The following is a 20353-nucleotide window of genomic DNA, read 5'->3' on the forward strand; positions in this document are numbered from 1 at the left end:
GCCCGTGGCCGCGGTTGATGCGACCGCATTGGAAACGCGGCACGTCAGCGCCCACGTCGGCCATCGGCGAGGCCAGGGGCGAAAGCGCAAAGGCCATCGCCAGCGCCTCTGGCCCAAGCTCACCGTCGTCCTGCATACCCAATCCCACTTCATCCTTGCAGCCGTGTCGGGCCTTGGCCCCAGCCAGGACTCGCCCGACTTCATCCCCGCCATGCGTCAGGCCGCCGAGCACGTCCCTTTGCACACTGTGCTCGGCGATGCCGGCTACGACGCCGAGCACAACTACCGCCTCTGCCGCGAGGAGTTGGGCGTTGCCCGCACGCTGATCCGCCTCAGCCGCCGCAACACAGGGCGGTACTGGCCCAAAACGCCCTATCGGCGGGCCATGCGCCATCGTTTCCCAAAATCCCTCTACAACCAGCGTTGGCATGTCGAGAGCGGCTTCAGCCAGCATAAGCGCCGCCTCGATCCAGCCCTGACCGCCCGCAAGCCTGCTTCGCAGACCCGCGAACTCCTTCTGCGCGTCATCTCCCACAACCTCATGCTCCTCGCCCAGGAAGCTCCATGAGCGTTTCAACAGAGCAAGCTGAAATGAAAGGTACGCGCTCCAAAGCACGTCGCCAGCTCGGGTTTGCACTGCTGAGAAGCTATGTCGGATCCGACATCGCGGGTTCGCAGATCATCGCCTGCACGACAGACCCCGAGAAGCGACGATTCTTCTCTTGAAGCCCCGAGATTTGATCGACGCCCGCCCTGATCTTGCTCGGCGAATTTGCTCCGCGACAGTCATGCCCTTCCGGGCACAGAAGAACCGAGACGAATGACGGAATGATCGTCAGCCACATGATGGCACCAGATGATCTCGTCGATACCGCAAGGTTCGAACCAATAATCCAAGAGGCTCGCGCTTCCCGCATTGTCGTTGGCGGCACGCCAGGACTTGTGCACGGGAATGCTCTTCACGAATTCGCGTAGCCAGCGCGACAGCATGACGGACCTCGACTCCAAGCCTGATCCGCTTGTTCAACGAGCTTATGATGGCGAACGCAACGCCATCTTGCTTGGGCTGGCATACGTGGTCAGAACGCGAAGAGCCTCGCACCGGCGAGGATCGGGCGAGGCCGGGCAGAGATCATGCGCGACCGGTCGGCGTGCCTGCCTGCGGCCCGCTGACGCAGGAGCCGGCTTGTTTTTCTCCTGCAAATAAACGCCGAAAGGTCGAATGTGGGCTTCCCGGCCAAGCGAATGGATGGCGAGGAACACCCGCCCGGCACCATCAACTCAGGTCGGGCGGCGAACCTGTCGCGGAAGCGTCTGCGAGAGCAACTGCGGCGCCCCGAACAACGAAACCCATGCCGCGGCGGGGATGGAACGAACCCATAGCTTGTCGGTCGAACGACCCGGACGAGCGATGCAAGCTCTTCGCCGCATGTGATGCAACGCCGACTCTGCGGCGTCAGTCCCTACGGGCGAGTGCGTCGAGGAGGCCCAGCATGTGGCGTCGCACCTCGGGATTGTCGATTTGCTCGAGCGAAACCCAGCGAGTCGCCTCGTTGGCGCTCGGAACCCGGGACCCGAGGGCCGCGTTCGTGGGCAGGTCTTTAAAGAAGTAGCTTATCTCGACATCCAGGGTCTGGGACAGACGATAAAGCGTGGCGGCGCTGATGCGGTTCTGTCCAGCCTCGTAGTTGCGCACCTGCTGATAGGATGTGCCGATCGCGCGTCCGAGGTCTGCCAGACTCAGCCGGCGGGTTTCACGAAGCCCCCTAAGTCGTTCGCCGAGCGCTGCATCGATAGGGTTCTTTCCAATGGTCGATTCATCCATAATGACGAACAATCATCCAAGCTTCATTAATCAGGCGGTTAATGATTATTTTAGATCAAGATATCCTTCGCTCAAAGCCACTCGCACTTGAATATTTCGTTGCGCTCAACAGTTCCAATCAGAGGGTGCAGGGATCGTCACGTCTAGGTCGGCGGAGATATTTTTTGGGAAGTCAGTCTTGGCGGTCAGACCGCGTGCCCGAATACAAGCCGCTTGGCTTCTGGAGCGTCGACGTCTCGACGCTGCGGTCGAAACTCGATCCGTCGATGAGCGGCCTGTTCGGTGTCGACGCCGCCGAAGGCGCCGCAGGGCTGGAGCAGGACCGTCTCGTTCCGCGCATCCATCCGGACGACCGGGCCCGAGCCTCACGCTGCCTGGACGAGACGATCAAGAATCGCGGTCCCTACAGCTACCGCTACCGGCTGAAAACGGAGAACGGCGGTTTTCGTTGGGTCCAGGCGACCGGGCGTGCCTTCATGGACGAAGCGGGTCGGGTCACCCACCTCTCGGGCATTCTGACCGACATCATGCACCCTCCTGTGCCCGCCGACATCGCGGTGATCGACAAACTCCTGGAGGCCCATAAGTTCGCTCAGCTGACATCCGATCCCATGCTTGGCTGTCTCATCGAGGCCGTGCTGCTTCATGCAGGACGCGCGATCGCCAAGAACATGGATCCGTTCGCCCTGGACTGAACGACGACGCGTTCCGCCGCGGCGCGTGGGCTCGCTCCCGGTGGCCTGATGATGCGCAGGCTAGCGGAGGCGCTGCAAGCGCCCATCCAGAGCCGCGGACATCTGCGCAAGAATCGTTGTCACGCTTGCTTGTTCGCTCGCCCCCGCGAGGGCCGATGCCAGTTCGGCATCTGTCTGTTCCCAGATCCTGCGGACCTCGGTTTGAACCTCCAGGCCGACGGGGGTCAGTCGTAGCCGGGTCCGTCTGCCGTCCTCATCATCGACCTCGCGCAGCACCCATCCTTGAGCGACCAACCTGTCGGCCATCTTCGAAGTCGTCGACGGACGCACGTTGAGCCTCTGTGCCAAGAGGCTGACAGGGATCCCCCGCTCGGCCGTCAGGACGTCGAGGAACTGGTCCTGTCCGACCATGACGTCGATTTCGACGAGCTTTATCTGCATCAACTGCCGGCACGAACGCGACAGCGACAGGAGCACCGCGACGAGAGCCGGCTCCTCTTGTGGCATCGTTTGGCGATGAACTTTGGAAGGGGTCGGCATGGATGCCTCCGAAGCAACCGCTGATCTTTCCAGGATGGAAGCGGCGCGGCTGATCACAGGCAATTGGTAGCTATGCACCAAACGTCGAGCTGCGACTTGTTGCAGAACGCGTAGCTAGACCCCACGAGAGCGACAAGTTTCGGCCTGGCGACGATCTTTTCCGGACGCGCCCCGTCCTCGACATTTCCTCGCATCCTCCGCACGCGCGAACGCCGACTTCAGGGAAAGCCGCCTGTCGGCGAGGCCATGCCGCTCAGGGACAGGCGGTCCATCGCGGCACCGATCGTCGAGGGCGGAAGCGCCGTCGGCCCCATGCCGAGGATCAGGACGAGCGGGGTGCAGACGCCGGGGAAAACCAGGGAGGAGCGGCGTCCCGGTCAGGCCGGCTCAAATCGCGAGCTTGAGGTAGGCGCCTATGAAGTTCGCGCGGGCTGAACGACCACGCCCGTCGATGAGCGCTCCATATCGACGGTTTCGCCAGACGGAGCCGCGTCCATGCCCCCTTCGAAGCCTGCCGACACGTTGGACTTGGCGCACGCGAAAGGGGCGCTGGCGGGATCCGACCTGCGCCAGTCGGCCCGCGACTGTCCCTACCTGCATGACCAGCGTGAACTGCGCGGCGCGTGGCTGGACGGATTCAGCCAGGGACGCGTCGGCTTGGGCAAGCCGGCACTCGCCGACGGGCATGGCTGACGGCGCGTTCTCGCCCGCGGTCACGAGCGTCAGATCGAAGGAGGCGGGTTGTTCATGAAGCGTCTGATCGCGATCGCCGTCGCCGCCGTGCTCATCCTGGGGCTGGGCTATCTCTGGTGGTCGCGGGCGCCGGACGAGCCCGTCGACGAGGCCCAGAAGCTTGCCACCGGCTGCCAGGACGCCATCGAGGAGTGGCGGCGGATCCGGGCCGACTCCGAGAACGCCCGGAGCCGCGTCGCGCACGACGCTTTGGAGGCCGCCGAGCGCTGCCAGTACGAAGCCTCACCCGATGATGTCGACTTCGCGGACCCCTGACGGCGGTGCGATCGTCGCCGAGGCCGGCCGTGCGACGCATCGCTCGGGTGCGATGCGCCCTCGACCGCCGCGTTTGCCGCGGCGATCGAGAAGCCGGCATCGAAGCGCATGCCGTGCGGCGCGGCGGTTATTCCTCGTCGCGCGGCCGAGCGATGTCACTCAGGTCCGCGTCGTCATCCTCGTCGATCGCCAGGATCCGGCCGTCGTCCCCGTCATCGTCGTCGTCGCTCGCCTCGTCGTCCCCGTCACCGTCGACGTCGTCGCTCGGCAGCTTCGCCGCGTCGTTCTCGTCGTCTTCGATGTTGGTCAGCGAGATCTCTTCGTCCTCGGCGTCATCCTCATCGGTCTCGACCGCTTCAACGGCCTGTTCCTCGCGATGGGTGTACTGCGGCGCGGCCCGCCGCGAGGGCGCGCTCGCCGGAGGGTCGAAGAAGGACAGGGCGTAGGAGGTTCCCGTATAGGGCGACACGATGGGGTTCTTGCCGAGATCGTAGAACTTGCGCCCGTTTTCCGGATCGACGCGCTTGGTGCCGAGTTCAGGTCTGGCCATGGGATGGCTCCGTGTTGGCGGCTCGTCGCCGCGGATGAAGAATGGTGACGCAGCGCCTCGCTCCACGCTGCGGGATGTCGGCGGAATGGCGGTCAGGCAAAGCTCGCGCCCGCTTGCGTCGCGGCTCCCGCGACTTCCTCCGTCGTCACGACGAACCGCTTGAGCTCGCCGGGGCCGAAGGTCAGCGTCAAAGGAACATCGGCGGCGTCGCGTCCGCGCGCCACGAGGACGCGACCGACGCGCGGGCTGTTGTTGCGCGGGTCGAACATGTGCCAGCGCCCTGCGAGGAAGACCTCGATCCAGGCGGCGAAGTCCTGCGGCGCATAGGGCGGCGGCAGCCCGATATCGCTCACATAGCCCGTGCAGTAGCGCGCGGGAATGTTGAGGCAGCGGCAGAACGCCAAGGCGAGATGCGCGAAGTCGCGGCAAACGCCCCGTCTTTCGTTGAAGGCCTCCCAGGCCGTTCGCGTCGGGCGCGAATGCTCGTATCCGAACGTCAGGTGGGCGTGAACGAAATCGACGATGGCCTGGACGCGCGCCCAGCCGAGCGGCTGATGCCCGAACAGCTTCCAGGCCGTTTCCGACAGGAGATCCGTTTCGCAGTAGCGGCTTCCCAGGAGGAACTGGAGCGTTTCCGCCGGAAGCTCGTGAACCATGGTCTGGCCGGCAAACATGTCGGCCTCCTCGCTGTCCCACCGGCCGGCGTCGCGGATGATCGCCTGCGTGCGCAGCGACACCAGGCCGGCGGGCGCCAGGAAGCGGCTGCACCAGTTGCCGTAGCCGTCCCGGTATCCTTCGACGGGAACCGAGGGCGAGACCATCAGGAGGTCCGGCGTCTCCAAGTCCGAGGCGCGCGAGAAGTGAACGGCCAGGAGCGCGATCACGGGCGTTGGCTGCGGAAACTCGAAGGTCAGTTCGCTGCCGATGCGGATGCGCAATCCCGTTCTCCCTTGTTCAAGTTTTTCAGCGCGCCGCGTCCCGGCGGACGGCGCGGAGGCCGCGCTCCCGCCATCCGGTCAGTTGAGCGCGCTGTCCTCGTCCCAGGTGACGGGCTCGACCGCGTGCGCGAGCCAGGTCCCGTCGGGATGGCGGGCGACCACGGAGAACGCCATCTCCGGATCGTCCGTTTCGTCGCCGTCCAGATCGAACAGCTCGACGATCTCGCAGAGCGTGCCGTCCGACAGCTTCAGATGCAGGACCGGCGGCCATGCGGGATCATCGGTCATGACGGCCAACCCCGTTGAGGCGGCGAAAGGCGGCTTCCGCCTGCGCGAGCGCGCGCTCGCGCCCGACGCTGAGAAAGCCGGGGGCAATGAGATGATCGCTGGGAATCATGATCCTGAGAACCTCGGCCAGGCGCCGGTCGTCGGCCACCGTCACGGCATCCTCGGCGCGGCGGGACACACTGGCGCGTTCTCGAATTCCGAATGAGCATGGCGGTCGGACGCGTGTCCGGACCCCGCCCCCACGCGAGGCGCATAGGTCGCGGCCGCCAGGATCTGGCGGATTTCCGCGATGGCCGACCGCTCGCCGCGCAGGAACTCGCTGTCGGCCTCCCGTCGCGCCTCTCCCATGTTGCGATCTTCGATCTGGCGAAGCACTTCGTCGACATGGTCGCCGGAGTAGCTGTCGAACAGGGGCTCTCGGCTCATGCGGTCACCTCGCCTTCGCGGACAAGCGCGGCTGCCATGCCCCGTCCGAGGTCGTCGCCGGGTTCGATGACGGCCAGCGCGGCATCAGCGGCATCCTCGGCCTTTCGGCGCCGCTCCGCCATGACCGAATGGCCGGACGCGCTCTCGACATCGTGCTGGGACGAGTAGATCGCCGCCGCGATGGCGCGCGCCATGCGCTGCTTCAAAACTTCAGTCATCGGGTTCCACCTGCGTCCTTTGAAGGACCACTCCGGGATCCTTGATGATGCTGCGATGCGCGTGCGGCTACTTGGACGAGCCGGACTTGGACGTCGTTCCCGTCCCGCCCTTGAGGCTGGGATTGGAGGCGTTCGTCTTCTCGACGACCTTCTTCGGCTTTCTCGTCTCGCGGCTTCCCTTGCCCATGATCGTGATCCTCGCTGATTGAAGGTCGATGCGGCATGCAAAAAGGCCCCGGCCTCCATTCCGAAGCCAGGGCCTCTCCGATCGCGTCGAACGACGATGCGTAGCGCTCAACGACCTGCCAGTACATCCGTGGTCAGGCGCGTTGAGCGCGCATGCGGCATCGTTCGAGTGGAGCTCCGAAGCTCGCTTAGCTCGCGAGTTCGAGATTGTCCGCCGACATCTTGCCGGTCTTGCGGTCCGACACGAGGTCGAACGTAATCTTTTGGCCTTCGCGCAGATCGCTGATGCCGGCGCGCTCGAGGGCGCTGACATGCACGAAGGCATCCTTGCTGCCGTCGCTCTGCTCGATGAAGCCGAAGCCCTTGTCGTGGCTAAACCACTTGACGGTTCCCTGAGACATGGGACACCTCTCTAAGAATAAAAGTCCATCGGCTCGCACGATCTGCGAACCGTTAACGATCGAAATATGGAATGAAGCAAGATGATCAGACGCCCGAAAGGACGAGAGGCCAACTGATCCGGCCGTGTTCGATAATGTCTATATGGACGATGCGGATCGAAATTGCAAGGACTGCTGGTGGCGATATGGATCCAGACCGGATTCGTCAGCCTGTTTTCGCGGCGAATGCCTCTCGCCCATTCATGAAAACTACGATCTCATCTGGTGCCTGACATGCTCCGGGCGCTTCAGGGAACAATCTCCCGCGATCTCGTGCTTCGACGATATCCCTGCCGTCGCGGATGAGCCGACGAGTGCCGATGCCAGGTGGTCGGCGACGTGGATGCCTTGCCTGACGCGTTTGCGCACCACTTACATCCGCGAGGCTGGTGCTGATTGGTGCTCCCACCACGATACGCGGAGCCCAGCCGCCGAGCGTCGATCACGGAGGCCCGCTATGTGGACGATCAACGAGGCGTACGACGAAGGCAGGGCCGCCTATCGGGGCGGACATGTCGAGGAAATCGACTGCCCCTACCGGCGAGACACGATCCCGGCCGTGATGTGGATCGGCGGCTATCGGGATGCCGAGCAGAACGACGCGCGCTTCGTGCAACGCTTCGATCCTGGCTTCGGAGGCGTGCAATGACGACAGGATCGTGGCTCCGCCTCACGGCCCATCCCTCCGGGTCGTCCATCGCGATCAACATGATCAACGTCTGGCGGCTGGATGAAGGCCACGACGGCACGACGGAGATCCATTCGCTGGGCGCCAACACGGCAGGAGCCTCGGCATCGGTTCGCGTGTCGCAGTCCGTGGATGCGATCCTTGCCATGCTGGACCGGGACGCGGTCCCGGCCGAACGGGACGATCGGCCTCCGGCCAATCAGAACCATTTCGTCAGGCATCTCTACCGCAGCTCCAACGGAGACGAGTGGAGCCTCGAGCGCGATGATCAAAGCCGGCAGGTGTTCGTTCGACATCGCGCCAACGAGGCATCCGGCGGCACCGAAAGCTGCGTGGAGGTCGGGCCGTTTCTGTGTTCCGGCGGCGATGATCCTCAACGGCGCGAACTGATCCGGTTGATCGGAACGCTTGTCTGATCGCCGATCGAACGCCGTCGTCGACATGGCCCCGTTCGGCCACGACCCTTCCGATGTCGCACGTGGCCGATGCGCACATAAGCGGCTCGGAACCATCCTGAGTTTCAATCACTTACATTGAGGATCAGGAGACTATTCATGGCGTCGAACATACCCTACGACCGCGGTCTTGCTGCATTTCAGCAAGAACAACCGACCTCATCTTGCGAACACCCTTTGGGCTCGGGCCGAGCCCGGGAATGGGTTCGCGGCTGGACCGATGGCCAGATCGCGGACCGGCTCAAGCTGAGCGAAGAGCGCAATCCCTGAAGGGCCGGCCGGCGCGAAGCGTCAGCTTCGGTCCGTGCTTCCAAGGGCCGTCAGGATGAAGCGCTTGTCGAACGGTTTGCCGACGATGCCGAGAGGCCGGATGGCCGCCATCTCGTTCTGGATCGAGGCTTCGACGCGGCCGCTGATCAAGAGACTTGGAACATCGTGACGCTCGCGCAGCACGCGCGCGAGCGTCAGACCCTTTTCGCCGTCGATCAGTCCGAGGTCGACGATGGCGGCATCGACGCCGACGCGGCCGGCAAGCTCCAACGCTTCGTCGATGCCCGATACCGATCCCGCCACCGCGTACCCGGCCTGCTCCAGAATCATCTCCAGCTCCATGCGCGTGAAGATGTCGTCCTCGACGATCAGGATGCGCTTCGACATGGGTCGTCTCCTTCGAACGAAGAGCGATCAGCCGACGGGACGGATGAACCTCCCGGCATAGGTGGGACCGACCGGCGTCGTTACAAACGCCGCGACGAACACGCGTCACCCTGGATCCGAACGGCCCGACAGTCGTGCCCCCGAAGGCGCGTTTCGTGATCGCGGATTCGCAAGACGCGCTTCAGCGAGCCAGCAGTTTCCGGATCTCGGCGGCCAGCTGGTCCTGGCTATAGGGCTTGCCGAGCCTCGGCAGTTCCAGGCGCGCACCCGACGGAAGCTCGGCATAGCCGGTCGCCAGGAGGATCGGCATGCCGGGGCACAGGGCGAGCGCCGCCTCGGCCAATTCCGCGCCGTTCATGCGGGGCATGGAGAAGTCGGTGATCATCAGGTCGAAGGGGCCGTCGCTGCGCAGGATCTCGAGAGCCTGCGGGCCGGAGTTCGCCTCGACGACCTCGTGGCCGAGATCCTCCAGCATGTCGAGCGTGCTCATCGCGATCAGCATGTCGTCGTCCACCGCCAGGATGCGCGCCCGGATCGGATCGGCCGGCTCCTTCGGCGCCGCCGGCGGCGGCGCCGGGACGACCGCGTCCGACACGGCCGCCGCCTCGGCGGCCGGCAGCCAGAGCTCGGCGCGCGTGCCCTGTCCCGGCTCGCTCGACAAGCGCAGGGCACCGTGGAGCTGGACGGCGAGGCCGTGGATCATGGACAGCCCGAGCCCGGTGCCCTTGCCCACCCCCTTGGTGGAGAAGAAGGGCTCCGTCGCCTTCTTCAGCGTGTCCGCGTCCATGCCCTGGCCCGTGTCGGACACGGTGAGCCGCACGTAGTCGCCGGGCACCAGATCGCCGTCGGCGGGAGCGGGCTCGACCTCGATCACCAGCTCGCCGCCGTTCGGCATGGCGTCGCGGGCGTTGACGGCGAGGTTGAGGACCGCGAGCTCCAGCTGGTTCGCGTCGACCATCGCGATCGGTGCCGTGGCGGGAAGGTCGAGCCGGAATTCGACGGAGCTCCCGAGCGAACGTTCGAGAAGGTCGGTCATGCCGCCGAGAAGCTCGGACAGGTTCCGCGGCTCGACCACGAGCTCCTGGCGCCGCGCGAAGGCAAGGAGGCGCTGGGTCAGCGCAGCGCCGCGCTGCGCACCCTTCAAGGCGCCGTCGATCAGGCGCGCCGCGCGCGGGTCGTCGCCCAGATGCTTGCGCAGGAGGTCGAGGTTGCCGAGAACGGCCATCAGGAGGTTGTTGAAGTCGTGCGCGACCCCGCCCGTCAGCTGCCCGATCGCCTCCATCTTCTGGCTCTGGCGAAGCAGCGTTTCCGTGCGCTCGCGCTGATCGACCTCCGACATGACGACCCGGTGCGCCGCCTCGAGCTCGGCCGTGCGCGCAGCGACCCGCGCTTCCAGCGTCTCGTTCAAGCGACGCAGGCTCTCTTCCGCCGTCCGGCGCTCGGTGATGTCGGCCGACACGCCGACGAGCCTGACCTTGCGTCCGTCGCGGTCGTGGACGACCCGGCCGTTGATCGCCGCCCAGTGGGTCGAGCCGTCGCGCCAAAGGGTCCGGTACTCGATGGTGTAGTCGGCGCCCGTCTCGACGCTGTCGCCCACGGCCGATCGCATTCGCGCCTCGTCGTCGGGATGGATGCTGCCCAGGAGCTCGGAATAGCCGAAGGTCTCCTCCGGCGCGTAGCCGAAGATGGCCTTGCAGGTGGCCGAGGCCGTCAGCTCCCAGGTCGTGAGATCGAGTTCCCAGGAACCGAGCCGTCCGGCAAGAAGCGCGGTTCGCAGCCGCTGCTCGCCTTCGTGCAGCTCCTCCATGCGCGTGCGCGCTTCGAGCTGGCGCTGGCGCCCGCGCGCGGCGGTCCTGGCCAGGCTGATAAAGGACGTCGGATGAAAGGGGCGTTCGAGAAACGAAACGTTGCGCAGCACCTCCGCCAACCGGGCGGCGCTGGGATTGCGCTCCGGCCCGCCGCCGCGCTGGGTGAGGACGATGAACTGGAAGTCGGACCAGGCGGGCTGCGCCGTCAATCGCGCCGTCAGACCGCGCAGGTCGGCCGAGCGCAGGGTCTCCTCGGTGACGATGGCGAAGCACGCGCTGTCGTCGATGCGGTTCTCGAGACCGGGCAGATCGCCGCAAATGTCGGCTTCGAGCCCGGCCTCCCGCAGGATGGCCGCCGCGAGTTCGGCATCACGCCCTTTGGGAGCGAGGATCAGGACGTGCGGCTCGCTCACCTTAGATGTCGGCCTCGGGCGCGATGAGCGCGGAGGTCACGGGCGCGGTCTCGACGAGCGTCGGCACGCCGCGCAGGACGCCCTGGAAGCCCGTGATCGGCGCTCCGAGGCTGAGCCCGCCCTCGTTGATGCGATATTCCCGGATGGTGTCCTCGTGTCGCCCGGACCGTTTCTTGATCACCGACACCGCGCGCCGGACCGTCCCCAGCGCCTCGAAATAGCGCAGGAGGATCACCGTGTCGGCGAGATAGGTCACGTCGACGGGCGTCTTCATGTCGCCGACGAGGCCGTGCTGGGCCAGCGTCAGGAAGGTCGTCGCACCCTGCCGGTTCAGGTACTGCAGGAGCTCGTGGATGTGGAGGACGAGCGCGTTCTCCTGCGGCATGGAAGCCTGATAGCCGTTGAGGCTGTCGATCACGACGGTCTTCGCCTGCGCCTTGTCGACGTAATCGCGAACGCGCTGGGCGAACTCCCCCGGCGAGAGTTCGGCGGCGTCGACCTGCTCGATGTGCAGGAGGCCGGCGGCTCGCATGGCTTCGAAGTCGAAGCCGAGAGCTCGCGTGCGGTCGAGAAGCAGTCCCAGCTCCTCGTCGAACACGAAAATGGCCGCCCGCTCGCCGCGCGCGATCGCGGCGGCGACGAACTGGAAGCTGAAGGTGCTCTTCCCCGTCCCCGCCGGACCGAGAACCAGCGTGCTCGAGCCCTGCTCGATGCCGCCGCCCAGAAGAGCATCGAGTTCCGGGATGTCGCTCGTGTTCTGGGTGCGATCGAAGTGCGTCCTGTGCTCGGCCGACACCAGGCGCGGAAACACGGCGACGCCGCCGCGCCGGATGGCGAAGTCGTGATAGCCGCCCCGGAAGCGCTGGCCGCGGTACTTCATGACGCGCAGGCGCCGGCGCTCGGCACCGTAGTCGGGCGCGAGCTCCTCCAGCTTGACCACTCCGTGCGCGACGCTGTGCACCGTCTTGTCCATCGACTCCGACGTGAGATCGTCGAGAAGGAGCACGGTCGCGCCCTGGCGGGCGAAGTAGTGCTTGATGGACAGGATCTGGCGGCGGTAGCGCAGGGAGCTTTGGGCGAGGAGACGGATCTCCGACAGGCTGTCGAGAACGACGCGGGCGGGCTTGACTCGCTCGAAGGCCTGGAAGATCGCCCTCGTGGCTTCGCCCAGCTCCAGGTCGGACGAGTAGAGGAGGCTCTGCTCGCGATCAGTATCGAGCAGGGCGTCGGGCGGGATCAGCTCGAAGACCTCGACGTTGTCGTCGATCGTCCAGCCGTGCGAGGCGGCGGTTTCCCGAAGCTCCTGCTCGGTTTCCGAGAGCGTGATGTAGAGGCCCGTCTCGCCGTCCTCGGCGCCGGTCAGGAGGAAGCGGAGCGCGATGGTGGTCTTGCCCGTGCCCGGGCTTCCCTCGAGCAGGAAGACGTGGCCCTGCGACAAGCCTCCCGACAGAATGTCGTCGAGACCGGGAACGCCCGTCCTGGCCATGGGCCGCAAGCCGTCGCTAGTCACCAAAGCCTCCGATCAACTTCAGCATCTCGGGCGGAAGCGTATGAATGGGATAATCGGTCGTCTCGACCGCGGCCGGGTCCAACCGGTCGAGGTCATGTTCATTCTGGCGCATGAGCCAGACGCGTCCAGGCACGCCGCAGAAGCGCTGGAGGCGCAGGGCCATGTCCGGCGAGATACCCGCCTGCCCGCTCAGGATCCGGTGGAGGGTCTGGCGGGTGACGCCGAGGTCGCGCGAGGCCTGGGTCACCGAGAGGCTCAGAACCGGCAGGACGTGACGGCGCAGCAGGGTTCCCGGATGCGCCGCCCGGCCGACCCACTCCCTTGGTTCCACAGTGTTCATCGCTTCCTGTAACGTTTGGCGCGACAGCTGGCAATGCGAGCGGGAGCCCGCAGCCTCGGCCGCGCTCCGGCTCGCGGACACGTCCCGGACGACGTGTCGGCTCCATCGATTTTCCGGGGGGCGCTCGCCCGATCTTCCTCTCCGTCAAGGCCGATCCGGCCGAGAGGACCGTGGCGACGGCCGCTGCTGCCCATACACCCTCGAGCCGGCGGCTGGACGAGGGTGCTCAGTCCCCGCGACCCGGAGATCGCAGCATCTGCAGAAGCTCCAGGGCGTTCTGGGTGGCGGCCCCGTGCATGGTGTTGTCGTAGATGGTCCACACCTCCGCTCCACCTGCGCCGAGCGCCGCGACGGCCTCCGCGTGGCTCTCGATCCGGCGCCGGTCATACGGCGAGTCGTAGATCCGCGGCGAGCCGTGCAGACGGAAGTAGACGATCCCCGCCCAGCCTCCGGGCTGGGCCGCATCCGCCGAGAGGGCTGGATCGGCCGCGACCCGCGCCACGCCGTGCCGCTGCAGGAGATGGTCGATATCCGGCGTGAACCAGCTCGCATGTCGGGGCTCCAGGACGGCCTGCCCTCCGACGATCGACCGGAACGCCTCCAGGAACTCGGTCGCGAGGCCGCCGGGATAGGTGAAGCTCGGAGGCAGCTGCACGAGAACCGGGCCGCGCTTCATGCCGAGGCCGGCGGTCTCGTCCGCGAAGGCCTGCAGGAGCGGTTCGCAGTCCTTGAAGCGGCGCTCGTGGGTGATGGCGCCGGGAAGCTTGACCGCGAACCTGAAGTGATCCGGCACGCTGGCCGCCCACCGCTCGTAGGTCGAGCGGCGATGCGGTCGATAGAAGCTGCTGTTGATCTCGACGGCCGGGAGGCGAGCGCCGTAGCGCTCGAGATGGCTTCCCGCGCTTGGGAAATCCTCCTTGGAGGACGCCGGGATCGACCAGCCTGCGACGCCGACGATCAAGGGCATCGGTGACGAGCCAGCGACCTGCAAGGCTGCCGCCTCATTCCTCCGTCTCAGCGGGCGTTATGATCTCCGCGCCGCGCAGCAGGCGCAAGGCGGCTGCCGCGTCGCGGACGCCTTGCGGAAGCCCCGCCACGTGCCCGAGATGGATGAGGCGGTAAAGGCGCCCCAGTTCCGCCGCGTCGGCCTGAACCATGTCGCGAACGCCCGATGCCTTCTCCTCCACCTCCTCCCGGCTCTGGCCCAGGATGCGGGCGGCTTCGTCGATGCCGAGGCCGCATTGGGCGATACATGCAGAAAAGACGGTCATCGAGGCACCTCATGCATGGTCGTTCCGGGCGGATGCGAGAACTCCTGGCGCGGCCCGGATGTTTCATCGATCGACCCGCTTAAACCATCTCACGAAACCATTTCTCGACGAAGTGAAAGGTGACGGGAGCGACCCGGCCCACCGGGTCAGGACCGGCCTTTTCCTGGAGTTTCGGGAACACGATCGCCGGCCTCGGCGGCGGACGACCTCACAGCGGGAAGTGGCAGGCGGCGAGGGTGCCGCCGTCCTTGGCCTCCAGGCGCGGGCGCTCGGTGCGGCAGCGATCCCGCGCGCGCGGGCAGCGCGGCTCGAAGCGGCAGCCGGCGGAGATCTTCGTCGGGCTCGGCGGCTCCTTGGCGGGCAGGCGGGCGCCGCGCGCCTTGCGGATGCCGAGGTGCGGCTCCGGGATCGCGTCGAGGAGCGCCGCCGTATAGGGATGGCGCGGCGCCTCGAAGATGGCGTCGACATCGCCGATCTCGACGATCGCGCCGAGATACATGACCGCCACCCGCGTCGAGATCTGCCGCACCACCGCGAGGTCGTGGGCGATGAAGACGTAGGTAAGGTTGAAGCGGTCGCGCAGATCGCAGAAGAGGTTGACGATCTGCGCCTGGACCGAGACGTCGAGCGCGGAGACCGGCTCGTCCGCGACGATGAGCTTCGGCCGCAGCGCGAGGGCGCGCGCGATGCCGATGCGCTGACGCTGGCCGCCGGAGAGCTCGTGGGGATAGCGCCGGGAAAAGTCCGCCGGCAGCTCGACGCTGGCCAGAAGCTCGGCGACGCGGCCTTCGATCTCGGACGAGGCGGCGAGACGGTGGACGCGCAAGGGCTCGGCCAGAAGGTCGCCGATCCGCCGGCGCGGGTTCAGCGAAGCGTAGGGGTCCTGGAAGACCATCTGCAGCTCGGCGCGCAGCGGGCGCATTTGGCGCATGGGCAGCGCGCCGATGTCCCGGCCGTCGAACTCCAGCCGGCCGCCGGACAGGTCGTGGAGCCGCGTCAGGCAGCGCCCGAGGGTGGACTTGCCGCAGCCGGACTCGCCGACGAGCCCGAGCGTTTCGCCGGGCATGACGGCGAAGGACACGTCGTCGACCGCCGTCAGCACGCGGCGCCGGGACGGGAACCAGGAGCCGCCGGTCACGAAGCGCTTGGTGAGGCCGCTCGCGCGCACCAGCGGGCGCGGTTCGGCAGCGACAGCGGCGGGAGCGAGGGGGCCGAGGGCGGGCATCGCGGTCACGCGGCGAGATCCCCGGCGCGGCGGAAGCCCTGCTTGGTCTCGCCCGGCAGGAAGCAGGCGACGCGCTGCGCGCCCTCGGGAGCGAGCGGCGGGCGCGCCGCGCACGGGGCGAAGGCGTAGGCGCAGCGGGGCGCGAAGGCGCAGCCCGTTTCCGGGGCGCCGCGCGAGGGCGGCAGGCCGGGAATGCCGGTGAGCCGCGCCGGCCGGGGGCCGCGCAGGGGCGGGATCGAGTTGAACAGGCCGTGGGTGTAGGGGTGGCGGGGCGCCGCGAACAGCGCCTGCACCGGCCCGCTCTCGACGATCCGGCCGGCATACATGACCGCGACCGTGTCGGCGATCTCGGAGACCACGCCGAGATCGTGGGTGACGAAGACGATTCCCGTGCCGTGGTCGCGGCGCAGCCGGTCGAGAAGCGCCAGGATCTGCGCCTGAACCGTCACGTCGAGCGCCGTCGTCGGCTCGTCGGCGACGATGAGCTTGGGCTCGCAGGACACGGCCATGGCGATCACGACGCGCTGTCGCATGCCGCCGGACAATTCGTGGGGATAGCGCTCGACGACGCGGGCCGGATCGGGAATGCCGCATTCGGCCAAAAGCGCCACGGCCTTGTCGCGGGCCGCGCGGTTTGAAAGCGAGGAATGGGCGCGGATCTGCTCGACGATCTGCCAGCCCACCGTGTGGACGGGGGTGAGCGCCGTCATCGGGTCCTGGAAGATCATCGCCGCCTTGGCGCCGCGGATGCGGCGCAGGCGCCGGTTCGGCATGCCGACGAGTTCCTCCCCGTCGAGCCGCACCGAGCCGGAGAGAACCGCGTTCGGATCGAGGATCAGGCCGAGGATGGAGAGCAGCGTCTGCGTCTTGCCCGAGCCGGATTCGCCGACGAGGCCGAGGACCCGGCCGGCTTCGACCTCGAGGGAAACGCCCTCGACGGCCTGGACCAGCCCGCGCTCGGTGCGGAAGGCGACGGACAGGTCGCGGATCTGGAGAAGCGGCTCAGCCGGCACGGCGCACCCTCGGATCGATCACGGCATAGAGCGCGTCGACGAGCGCGTTGGCCGCGACGACGAAGAAGGAGGCGTAGAGCACGGTCGTCAGGATCACCGGCAGGTCGAGCGTCTGGAGCGCGTCGTAGGTCAGCTTGCCGACGCCGCGCAGGCCGAAGACCACCTCGGTGAGGAGCGCCCCGCCTCCGATGAGAGCCCCGAAGTCGAGGCCGAACATGGTGACGAAGGCGATCAGCGAGGAGCGGACCCCGTGGCGCAGGAGGATGCGGCTCTCGGGCAGGCCCTTGGCGCGGGCGGTGCGCACGAAGTCCTCCTGCATGGTCTCGATGAGGTCGGCGCGCAGGATCCGGCCGTAGAGCCCGATATAGAGGATCGCGAGCGTCACCCAGGGAATGACGAGCGCCTTGAACCAGCCGGCGGGGTCGGTGAGGAGCGGCTTGTAGCCGAGCGGCGGGACCCAGGAGAACAGAAAGGTGTGGTGCAGCCGGCTCTGGCTGAGGAGGTTCATCACCTCGCCCACCCAGAAGACCGGCATCGAGACGCCGACGAGGCTGAGCGCCATCAGCCCGCGATCGGTCCAGCCGCCGCGCGTCGCGGCCGCCGCGACGCCGACGATCAGCCCGCCGATCACCCAGAGCACCGCGGCGCCGAGAACGAGGGAGAGCGTGACGGGGATCGCCTTGATCACCGCCGGCACGACCTTCTGACCCCGGTTCACGAAGGAGGTGAGGTCCTGGGTCACGAAGAGGCGCTTCATCATGACCGCGTATTGGACCGGCAGCGGCTGGTCGAGGCCGAAGCTCTGGCGCACCTGGGCGAGCGTCTCGGGCGAGGCGTTGCGGCCGGCGATGCGCGCGGCGGGGTCGCTGCCGGGGGTCGCGAAGAAGATCAGGAAGACGACGACGCTGATGCCGAACATCACGAAGACGAGCCGGCCGAGGCGGGACAGGATCGCGACGAGCATCAGGCGATCCTGACCTTGGCGCGGGGATCGAAGGCATCGCGCACGCCGTCGCCGAGGATGTTGAGGCAGAGGACGGTCAGCGCCACGGCGAGGCCCGGCGCCAGCGCCACGATGGGCCGCGAATAAAGGAGCCCCTGCCCGTCCTGGATGATCGTGCCCCAGGAGGCGTCCGGCGGCTGGACGCCGATCGACAGGAAGGAGAGCGAGGACTCCGTGATCATGTTCAGCGCGAGAAGGATCGGCACGAGGACGATGACCCGCGGCATGATGTTGGGCAGGAGGTCCTTGACGAAGATGCGCCAGGGCGGGACGCCCAGCGCGATGGCGGCGGCGATGAACTCCGAGCGCATGAGGCTCAGCGTCTGTCCGCGGATCGGCCGGGCGACGTAGGGAACGTAGACCACGCCGATGATGGCGATGGGCAGCCAGAGGCTGCCGGCGCGGATGTCGATCGGGCCGATCGTCAGGCCTTCCGCGATGAGGACGATCGAGAGCGAGATCGCGAGAAGATAGATCGGGAAGGCCCAGAGGACGTCGAGGACGCGGTTGAGCACCCCGTCGACGATGCCGCCGAAGAAGCCGCAGAGAAGGCCGATCGCGACCGCGAAGACGAGCGTCAGCACCGTCGCCGCGCCGGCGATGAGCAGCGAATTGCGCCCGCCATAGAGCATGCGCGCGGCCACGTCCCGGCCCTGGTTGTCGGCGCCGAGCATGTAGGGGCCGAGCGCCCAGGTCGGGCCGATCGGCGTGACGCCGAGGCCGAGGCCGGTGGTCGAGGGCGCGAGCACGGGCTGCGCCGTGCCGTCGATCGTCACCTCGCCGTTGAGGTTGGTGGCGAAGGGGTTGGTGCCGGAAACGGCCGAGGCGTAGAGGGGCGCCGCGGCGCAGGCGAGCGCGACGAGGCAGAGAATGGCGAGCGCCACCATGGCGCCCCGGTCGCGCCTCAGCCGCCGCCAGGCCGTCGCCCAGGGACCAAACGACGCCTCCTTCGCACCCCCAAGAGCGGGGTCCGGCAGCGGAGCGGCGGCGGGCAGAGCGGACGGGTCGAGGATGCGGTCGGTCACGAGGCGCCGTGTTCCTGTGGCGGCGGCAAGCGCGGGGACGAAGACCGCCCGCGCTCGCTGCCAAAAGCTTACTGGACCGCGAGCTTGGAGAAGATCGCGTAGAATTGCGGGCTGAAGGTGAAGTTCTGGACCCGCGAGGAGACGAAGTCGACGCGCTTCGGGGTGAAGAGCACGGCGGCGGGCGCCGCGTCCGTGACTTGTCTGTCGACCTCCGTCCAGATCGGCAGGGCCGAGGCCGGATCCGTCACGGCGGCGGCGAAAGCCTCCTTCATCTTGGCCTCGACGGCCTCGTCGCAGAAGCCGGCGATGTTGACCGAGGCGTCCGAGCCCGGGTGGAAGGAGCCGCAGGAGAACAGGACGTTCAGGAAGTTCGAGGGCGAGGGATAGTCCTGGAACCACTGCGAGATCGAGATCTGCACCTTGTTGTTGGTGTTCTGGATGTAGGTGAACTGGAGGTTCTGCGAGATCGGCTGGACGCTCGCCTTGTAGCCGAGCTCGGTCAGGACGTCCTGGAGGTAGACGCCGATGGCGCGCGACACCACCGTGTCCTCGGCGATGATCTTCACCTCCTGGCCCGCCGTCCCGGATTCGGCGACGAGGGCCTTCGCCTTCTCCATGTCCGGCGCGCTCCAGGTCGTGCCGGGATTGGCCGTGTAGGGGCAGTAGGGCTCATAGCCGGGAAAGCCCGGCGGCAGGATCTGGCAGGCCGGCTGGGCGAGGTTGGCGCCGCCGAAGAGCTTGACGATGGCGTCGCGGTCGATGGCGAAGTTCACGGCTTGGCGCACCTTCGGATTGTCGAAGGGCGCAAGGTTCGTGTTCATCGGCGCGTACCACATGGCCGAGAGCGGGTGCAGCGACACCTGGCTCTCGTACTGCGTGCCGATCTCGGCGAGGCGGTCGGGCGGGGGCGGGTCGAACATCCAGTCGGCGTCGCCGTTCTGGATGGCGGTGACGGCCGCCTCCTCGGTCAGGCCGAAATCGTACGAGATGTCGTCGACGAAGCCCTCGGGCTGGGCATCGGCGCTCCATTCCTTGAACTGAGGGTTGCGCACGAGCTTCAGCGAGGCGTTGGGGTCGTAGGACTGGACGGCATAGGCGCCGGTGCCGGGGATCGGGGTCGTGCCCTGGTCGCTGGCCGGCGTCGCGGCCGGCAGGATGTAGGCGTGGGGCACGGCGAGCTTCTGGAGGAACTCGCCGTCCGGGGCGGTCAGGTTGATCGTGACCGTGCCCGCCGCCTTGTCGGCGACGACGCCGCCCTCCAGCGTGCAGTCGGCGGGCGCCGAGAGGCATTTGTCGGCGCCGACGATGCCGTTGTAGAAGGTGCCCGCGGTCGGGCCGGAGACCTTGAAGATGCGCTGGAGCGAGGCGACGACGTCGTCCGTCGTCAGGTCCTGCCCGTTCGAGAACTTGATGCCCGGACGGAGCTTGAAGGTGTAGGTCTTGCCCTCGTTCGTCGCCTCGGGCAGCGCCTCGGCGAGATCCGCCACGACCTCGAAGCCCGTCTCGTCGCCGACCTTCCGGAAGGTCACGAGGCCGTCATAGGCGATGTAGAAGACCTGCCACTGCTGCAGCGTGTAGTTGATGTGCGGGTCGATCGTGCCGGAGGCCGCGCGGGCGAGCAGGCGCAGCGAGCCGCCCTTCTCCTGCGCGCTCGCGGGCGCGATGGCCACGCCGAAGAGGACGGCACCGCCCGCCAGGGCGGCGGCAAGGGCTCGAAGTCTCAGCCGGTGCATCGGGCGTGTCTCCTGGTGGCGCGGACGTCCTGGCGGCGGAGCGCGGCCCGGATCGGTTCCGAAGCTTTAATCCGGCAGGGCGTTCGAGCTAGCTATCA

Annotated in this window: 28 protein-coding genes; 7 read left to right on the forward strand and 21 right to left on the reverse strand. The window is 67.2% G+C overall.

Annotated elements, in window-relative coordinates:
• Nucleotides 1–4: 4 nt before the first annotated feature.
• Both FZN60_RS06585 and FZN60_RS06590 read left to right on the forward strand, forming a co-directional pair.
• On the forward strand, nt 5–568 hold the full coding sequence (locus tag FZN60_RS06585) for a transposase (RefSeq protein WP_199266500.1): 564 nt from the start codon (nt 5–7) through the stop codon (nt 566–568).
• Nucleotides 565–726 carry a hypothetical protein gene (locus FZN60_RS06590; RefSeq protein ID WP_158872336.1) on the forward strand — a complete coding sequence of 54 codons (162 nt, stop codon included), beginning with the start codon at nt 565–567 and terminating at the stop codon, nt 724–726. The genes FZN60_RS06585 and FZN60_RS06590 overlap by 4 nt, the downstream gene beginning before the upstream one ends.
• Before the next feature lie 60 nt (nt 727–786).
• Here the strand turns inward: FZN60_RS06590 and FZN60_RS06595 are convergent, their stop codons facing one another.
• Together FZN60_RS06595 and FZN60_RS06600 are read right to left on the reverse strand one after the other, a co-directional pair.
• Nucleotides 787–990 (reverse strand): hypothetical protein, encoded by a 204-nt coding sequence (locus FZN60_RS06595; protein ID WP_158872338.1) that lies wholly within the window; start codon nt 988–990, stop codon nt 787–789.
• Between the two features lie 466 nt (nt 991–1456).
• Entirely contained in the window at nt 1457–1837 is a 381-nt protein-coding gene (locus FZN60_RS06600; RefSeq protein WP_158872340.1) for a helix-turn-helix domain-containing protein, read from the reverse strand.
• Nucleotides 1838–2019: 182 nt separating this feature from the next.
• On the opposite strand from FZN60_RS06600, the gene FZN60_RS06605 reads away from it, so the two are divergent.
• Nucleotides 2020–2520: a PAS domain-containing protein gene (locus FZN60_RS06605; protein WP_158872342.1), complete on the forward strand. Its 501-nt coding sequence runs from the start codon at nt 2020–2022 to the stop codon at nt 2518–2520.
• A 60-nt stretch (nt 2521–2580) separates the two neighbouring features.
• On the opposite strand, the gene FZN60_RS06610 is transcribed toward FZN60_RS06605, so the two are convergent.
• On the reverse strand, nt 2581–3060 hold the full coding sequence (locus tag FZN60_RS06610) for a MarR family winged helix-turn-helix transcriptional regulator (RefSeq protein WP_158872344.1): 480 nt from the start codon (nt 3058–3060) through the stop codon (nt 2581–2583).
• Between the two features lie 495 nt (nt 3061–3555).
• On the opposite strand from FZN60_RS06610, the gene FZN60_RS06615 reads away from it, so the two are divergent.
• Both FZN60_RS06615 and FZN60_RS06620 read left to right on the forward strand, forming a co-directional pair.
• Nucleotides 3556–3753, forward strand: a complete 198-nt coding sequence (locus tag FZN60_RS06615) for an Rmf/CrpP family protein (protein ID WP_158872346.1) — start codon at nt 3556–3558, stop codon at nt 3751–3753.
• 54 nt (nt 3754–3807) lie between these two features.
• Entirely contained in the window at nt 3808–4068 is a 261-nt protein-coding gene (locus FZN60_RS06620) for a hypothetical protein (RefSeq protein ID WP_158872348.1), read from the forward strand.
• 127 nt (nt 4069–4195) lie between these two features.
• Here the strand turns inward: FZN60_RS06620 and FZN60_RS06625 are convergent, their stop codons facing one another.
• From FZN60_RS06625 to FZN60_RS06655, 7 genes are all read right to left on the reverse strand, one after another.
• Complete coding sequence (locus FZN60_RS06625) at nt 4196–4618, reverse strand: TIGR02300 family protein (RefSeq protein ID WP_158872350.1); 423 nt, start codon at nt 4616–4618, stop codon at nt 4196–4198.
• 92 nt (nt 4619–4710) lie between these two features.
• On the reverse strand, nt 4711–5556 hold the full coding sequence (locus FZN60_RS06630) for a transglutaminase-like domain-containing protein (RefSeq protein ID WP_158872352.1): 846 nt from the start codon (nt 5554–5556) through the stop codon (nt 4711–4713).
• Between the two features lie 78 nt (nt 5557–5634).
• The gene (locus tag FZN60_RS06635) at nt 5635–5844 is read right to left on the reverse strand and encodes a hypothetical protein (RefSeq protein ID WP_158872354.1); all 210 of its coding nucleotides are present in this window, start codon (nt 5842–5844) and stop codon (nt 5635–5637) included.
• On the reverse strand, nt 5834–5998 hold the full coding sequence (locus FZN60_RS06640; RefSeq protein ID WP_158872356.1) for a hypothetical protein: 165 nt from the start codon (nt 5996–5998) through the stop codon (nt 5834–5836). Before FZN60_RS06640 ends, FZN60_RS06635 begins: the two co-directional genes overlap by 11 nt.
• Nucleotides 5995–6270, reverse strand: a complete 276-nt coding sequence (locus FZN60_RS06645; RefSeq protein WP_158872358.1) for a hypothetical protein — start codon at nt 6268–6270, stop codon at nt 5995–5997. The genes FZN60_RS06640 and FZN60_RS06645 overlap by 4 nt, the downstream gene beginning before the upstream one ends.
• The gene (locus tag FZN60_RS06650; protein ID WP_158872360.1) at nt 6267–6464 is read right to left on the reverse strand and encodes a hypothetical protein; all 198 of its coding nucleotides are present in this window, start codon (nt 6462–6464) and stop codon (nt 6267–6269) included. The genes FZN60_RS06645 and FZN60_RS06650 overlap by 4 nt, the downstream gene beginning before the upstream one ends.
• 398 nt (nt 6465–6862) lie before the next feature.
• Nucleotides 6863–7075 carry a cold-shock protein gene (locus tag FZN60_RS06655; RefSeq protein WP_158872362.1) on the reverse strand — a complete coding sequence of 71 codons (213 nt, stop codon included), beginning with the start codon at nt 7073–7075 and terminating at the stop codon, nt 6863–6865.
• Between the two features lie 496 nt (nt 7076–7571).
• Here FZN60_RS06655 and FZN60_RS06660 point away from each other — a divergent pair, with 496 nt between their 5' ends.
• Both FZN60_RS06660 and FZN60_RS28590 read left to right on the forward strand, forming a co-directional pair.
• A complete protein-coding gene (locus tag FZN60_RS06660; RefSeq protein WP_158872364.1) occupies nt 7572–7763 on the forward strand; it encodes a ribosome modulation factor in 192 nt (63 codons plus the stop codon).
• On the forward strand, nt 7760–8218 hold the full coding sequence (locus FZN60_RS28590; RefSeq protein WP_199266501.1) for a hypothetical protein: 459 nt from the start codon (nt 7760–7762) through the stop codon (nt 8216–8218). Before FZN60_RS06660 ends, FZN60_RS28590 begins: the two co-directional genes overlap by 4 nt.
• A 330-nt stretch (nt 8219–8548) precedes the next feature.
• On the opposite strand, the gene FZN60_RS06670 is transcribed toward FZN60_RS28590, so the two are convergent.
• The 11 genes from FZN60_RS06670 to FZN60_RS06720 form a co-directional block, all read right to left on the reverse strand.
• Complete coding sequence (locus FZN60_RS06670) at nt 8549–8914, reverse strand: response regulator (protein WP_255475894.1); 366 nt, start codon at nt 8912–8914, stop codon at nt 8549–8551.
• A gap of 181 nt (nt 8915–9095) precedes the next feature.
• The gene (locus FZN60_RS06675; protein ID WP_246726621.1) at nt 9096–11135 is read right to left on the reverse strand and encodes a PAS domain-containing hybrid sensor histidine kinase/response regulator family protein; all 2040 of its coding nucleotides are present in this window, start codon (nt 11133–11135) and stop codon (nt 9096–9098) included.
• Nucleotide 11136: 1 nt separating this feature from the next.
• Nucleotides 11137–12621, reverse strand: coding sequence for an ATPase domain-containing protein (locus FZN60_RS06680; RefSeq protein WP_158872368.1), 1485 nt, complete (start codon nt 12619–12621; stop codon nt 11137–11139).
• Between the two features lie 16 nt (nt 12622–12637).
• Nucleotides 12638–12985, reverse strand: coding sequence for a HigA family addiction module antitoxin (locus FZN60_RS06685; RefSeq protein ID WP_158872370.1), 348 nt, complete (start codon nt 12983–12985; stop codon nt 12638–12640).
• 226 nt (nt 12986–13211) lie between these two features.
• Entirely contained in the window at nt 13212–13952 is a 741-nt protein-coding gene (locus FZN60_RS06690) for a DUF72 domain-containing protein (RefSeq protein WP_158872373.1), read from the reverse strand.
• Nucleotides 13953–13986: 34 nt separating this feature from the next.
• Nucleotides 13987–14256 carry a hypothetical protein gene (locus tag FZN60_RS06695; RefSeq protein ID WP_158872375.1) on the reverse strand — a complete coding sequence of 90 codons (270 nt, stop codon included), beginning with the start codon at nt 14254–14256 and terminating at the stop codon, nt 13987–13989.
• 208 nt (nt 14257–14464) lie between these two features.
• Nucleotides 14465–15481, reverse strand: coding sequence for an ABC transporter ATP-binding protein (locus FZN60_RS06700; protein WP_158872540.1), 1017 nt, complete (start codon nt 15479–15481; stop codon nt 14465–14467).
• Nucleotides 15482–15486: 5 nt separating this feature from the next.
• Nucleotides 15487–16494 carry an ABC transporter ATP-binding protein gene (locus FZN60_RS06705; protein ID WP_158872377.1) on the reverse strand — a complete coding sequence of 336 codons (1008 nt, stop codon included), beginning with the start codon at nt 16492–16494 and terminating at the stop codon, nt 15487–15489.
• Nucleotides 16484–17458, reverse strand: a complete 975-nt coding sequence (locus FZN60_RS06710; protein ID WP_158872379.1) for an ABC transporter permease — start codon at nt 17456–17458, stop codon at nt 16484–16486. The genes FZN60_RS06705 and FZN60_RS06710 overlap by 11 nt, the downstream gene beginning before the upstream one ends.
• Complete coding sequence (locus FZN60_RS06715; RefSeq protein WP_246726622.1) at nt 17458–18522, reverse strand: ABC transporter permease; 1065 nt, start codon at nt 18520–18522, stop codon at nt 17458–17460. Before FZN60_RS06715 ends, FZN60_RS06710 begins: the two co-directional genes overlap by 1 nt.
• A 68-nt stretch (nt 18523–18590) precedes the next feature.
• A complete protein-coding gene (locus FZN60_RS06720; RefSeq protein WP_158872381.1) occupies nt 18591–20255 on the reverse strand; it encodes an ABC transporter substrate-binding protein in 1665 nt (554 codons plus the stop codon).
• Between the last annotated feature and the right edge of the window lie 98 nt (nt 20256–20353).

This window comes from Antarcticirhabdus aurantiaca (genome assembly GCF_009765365.1).
GTDB classification, from domain to species: domain Bacteria; phylum Pseudomonadota; class Alphaproteobacteria; order Rhizobiales; family Rhizobiaceae; genus Antarcticirhabdus; species Antarcticirhabdus aurantiaca.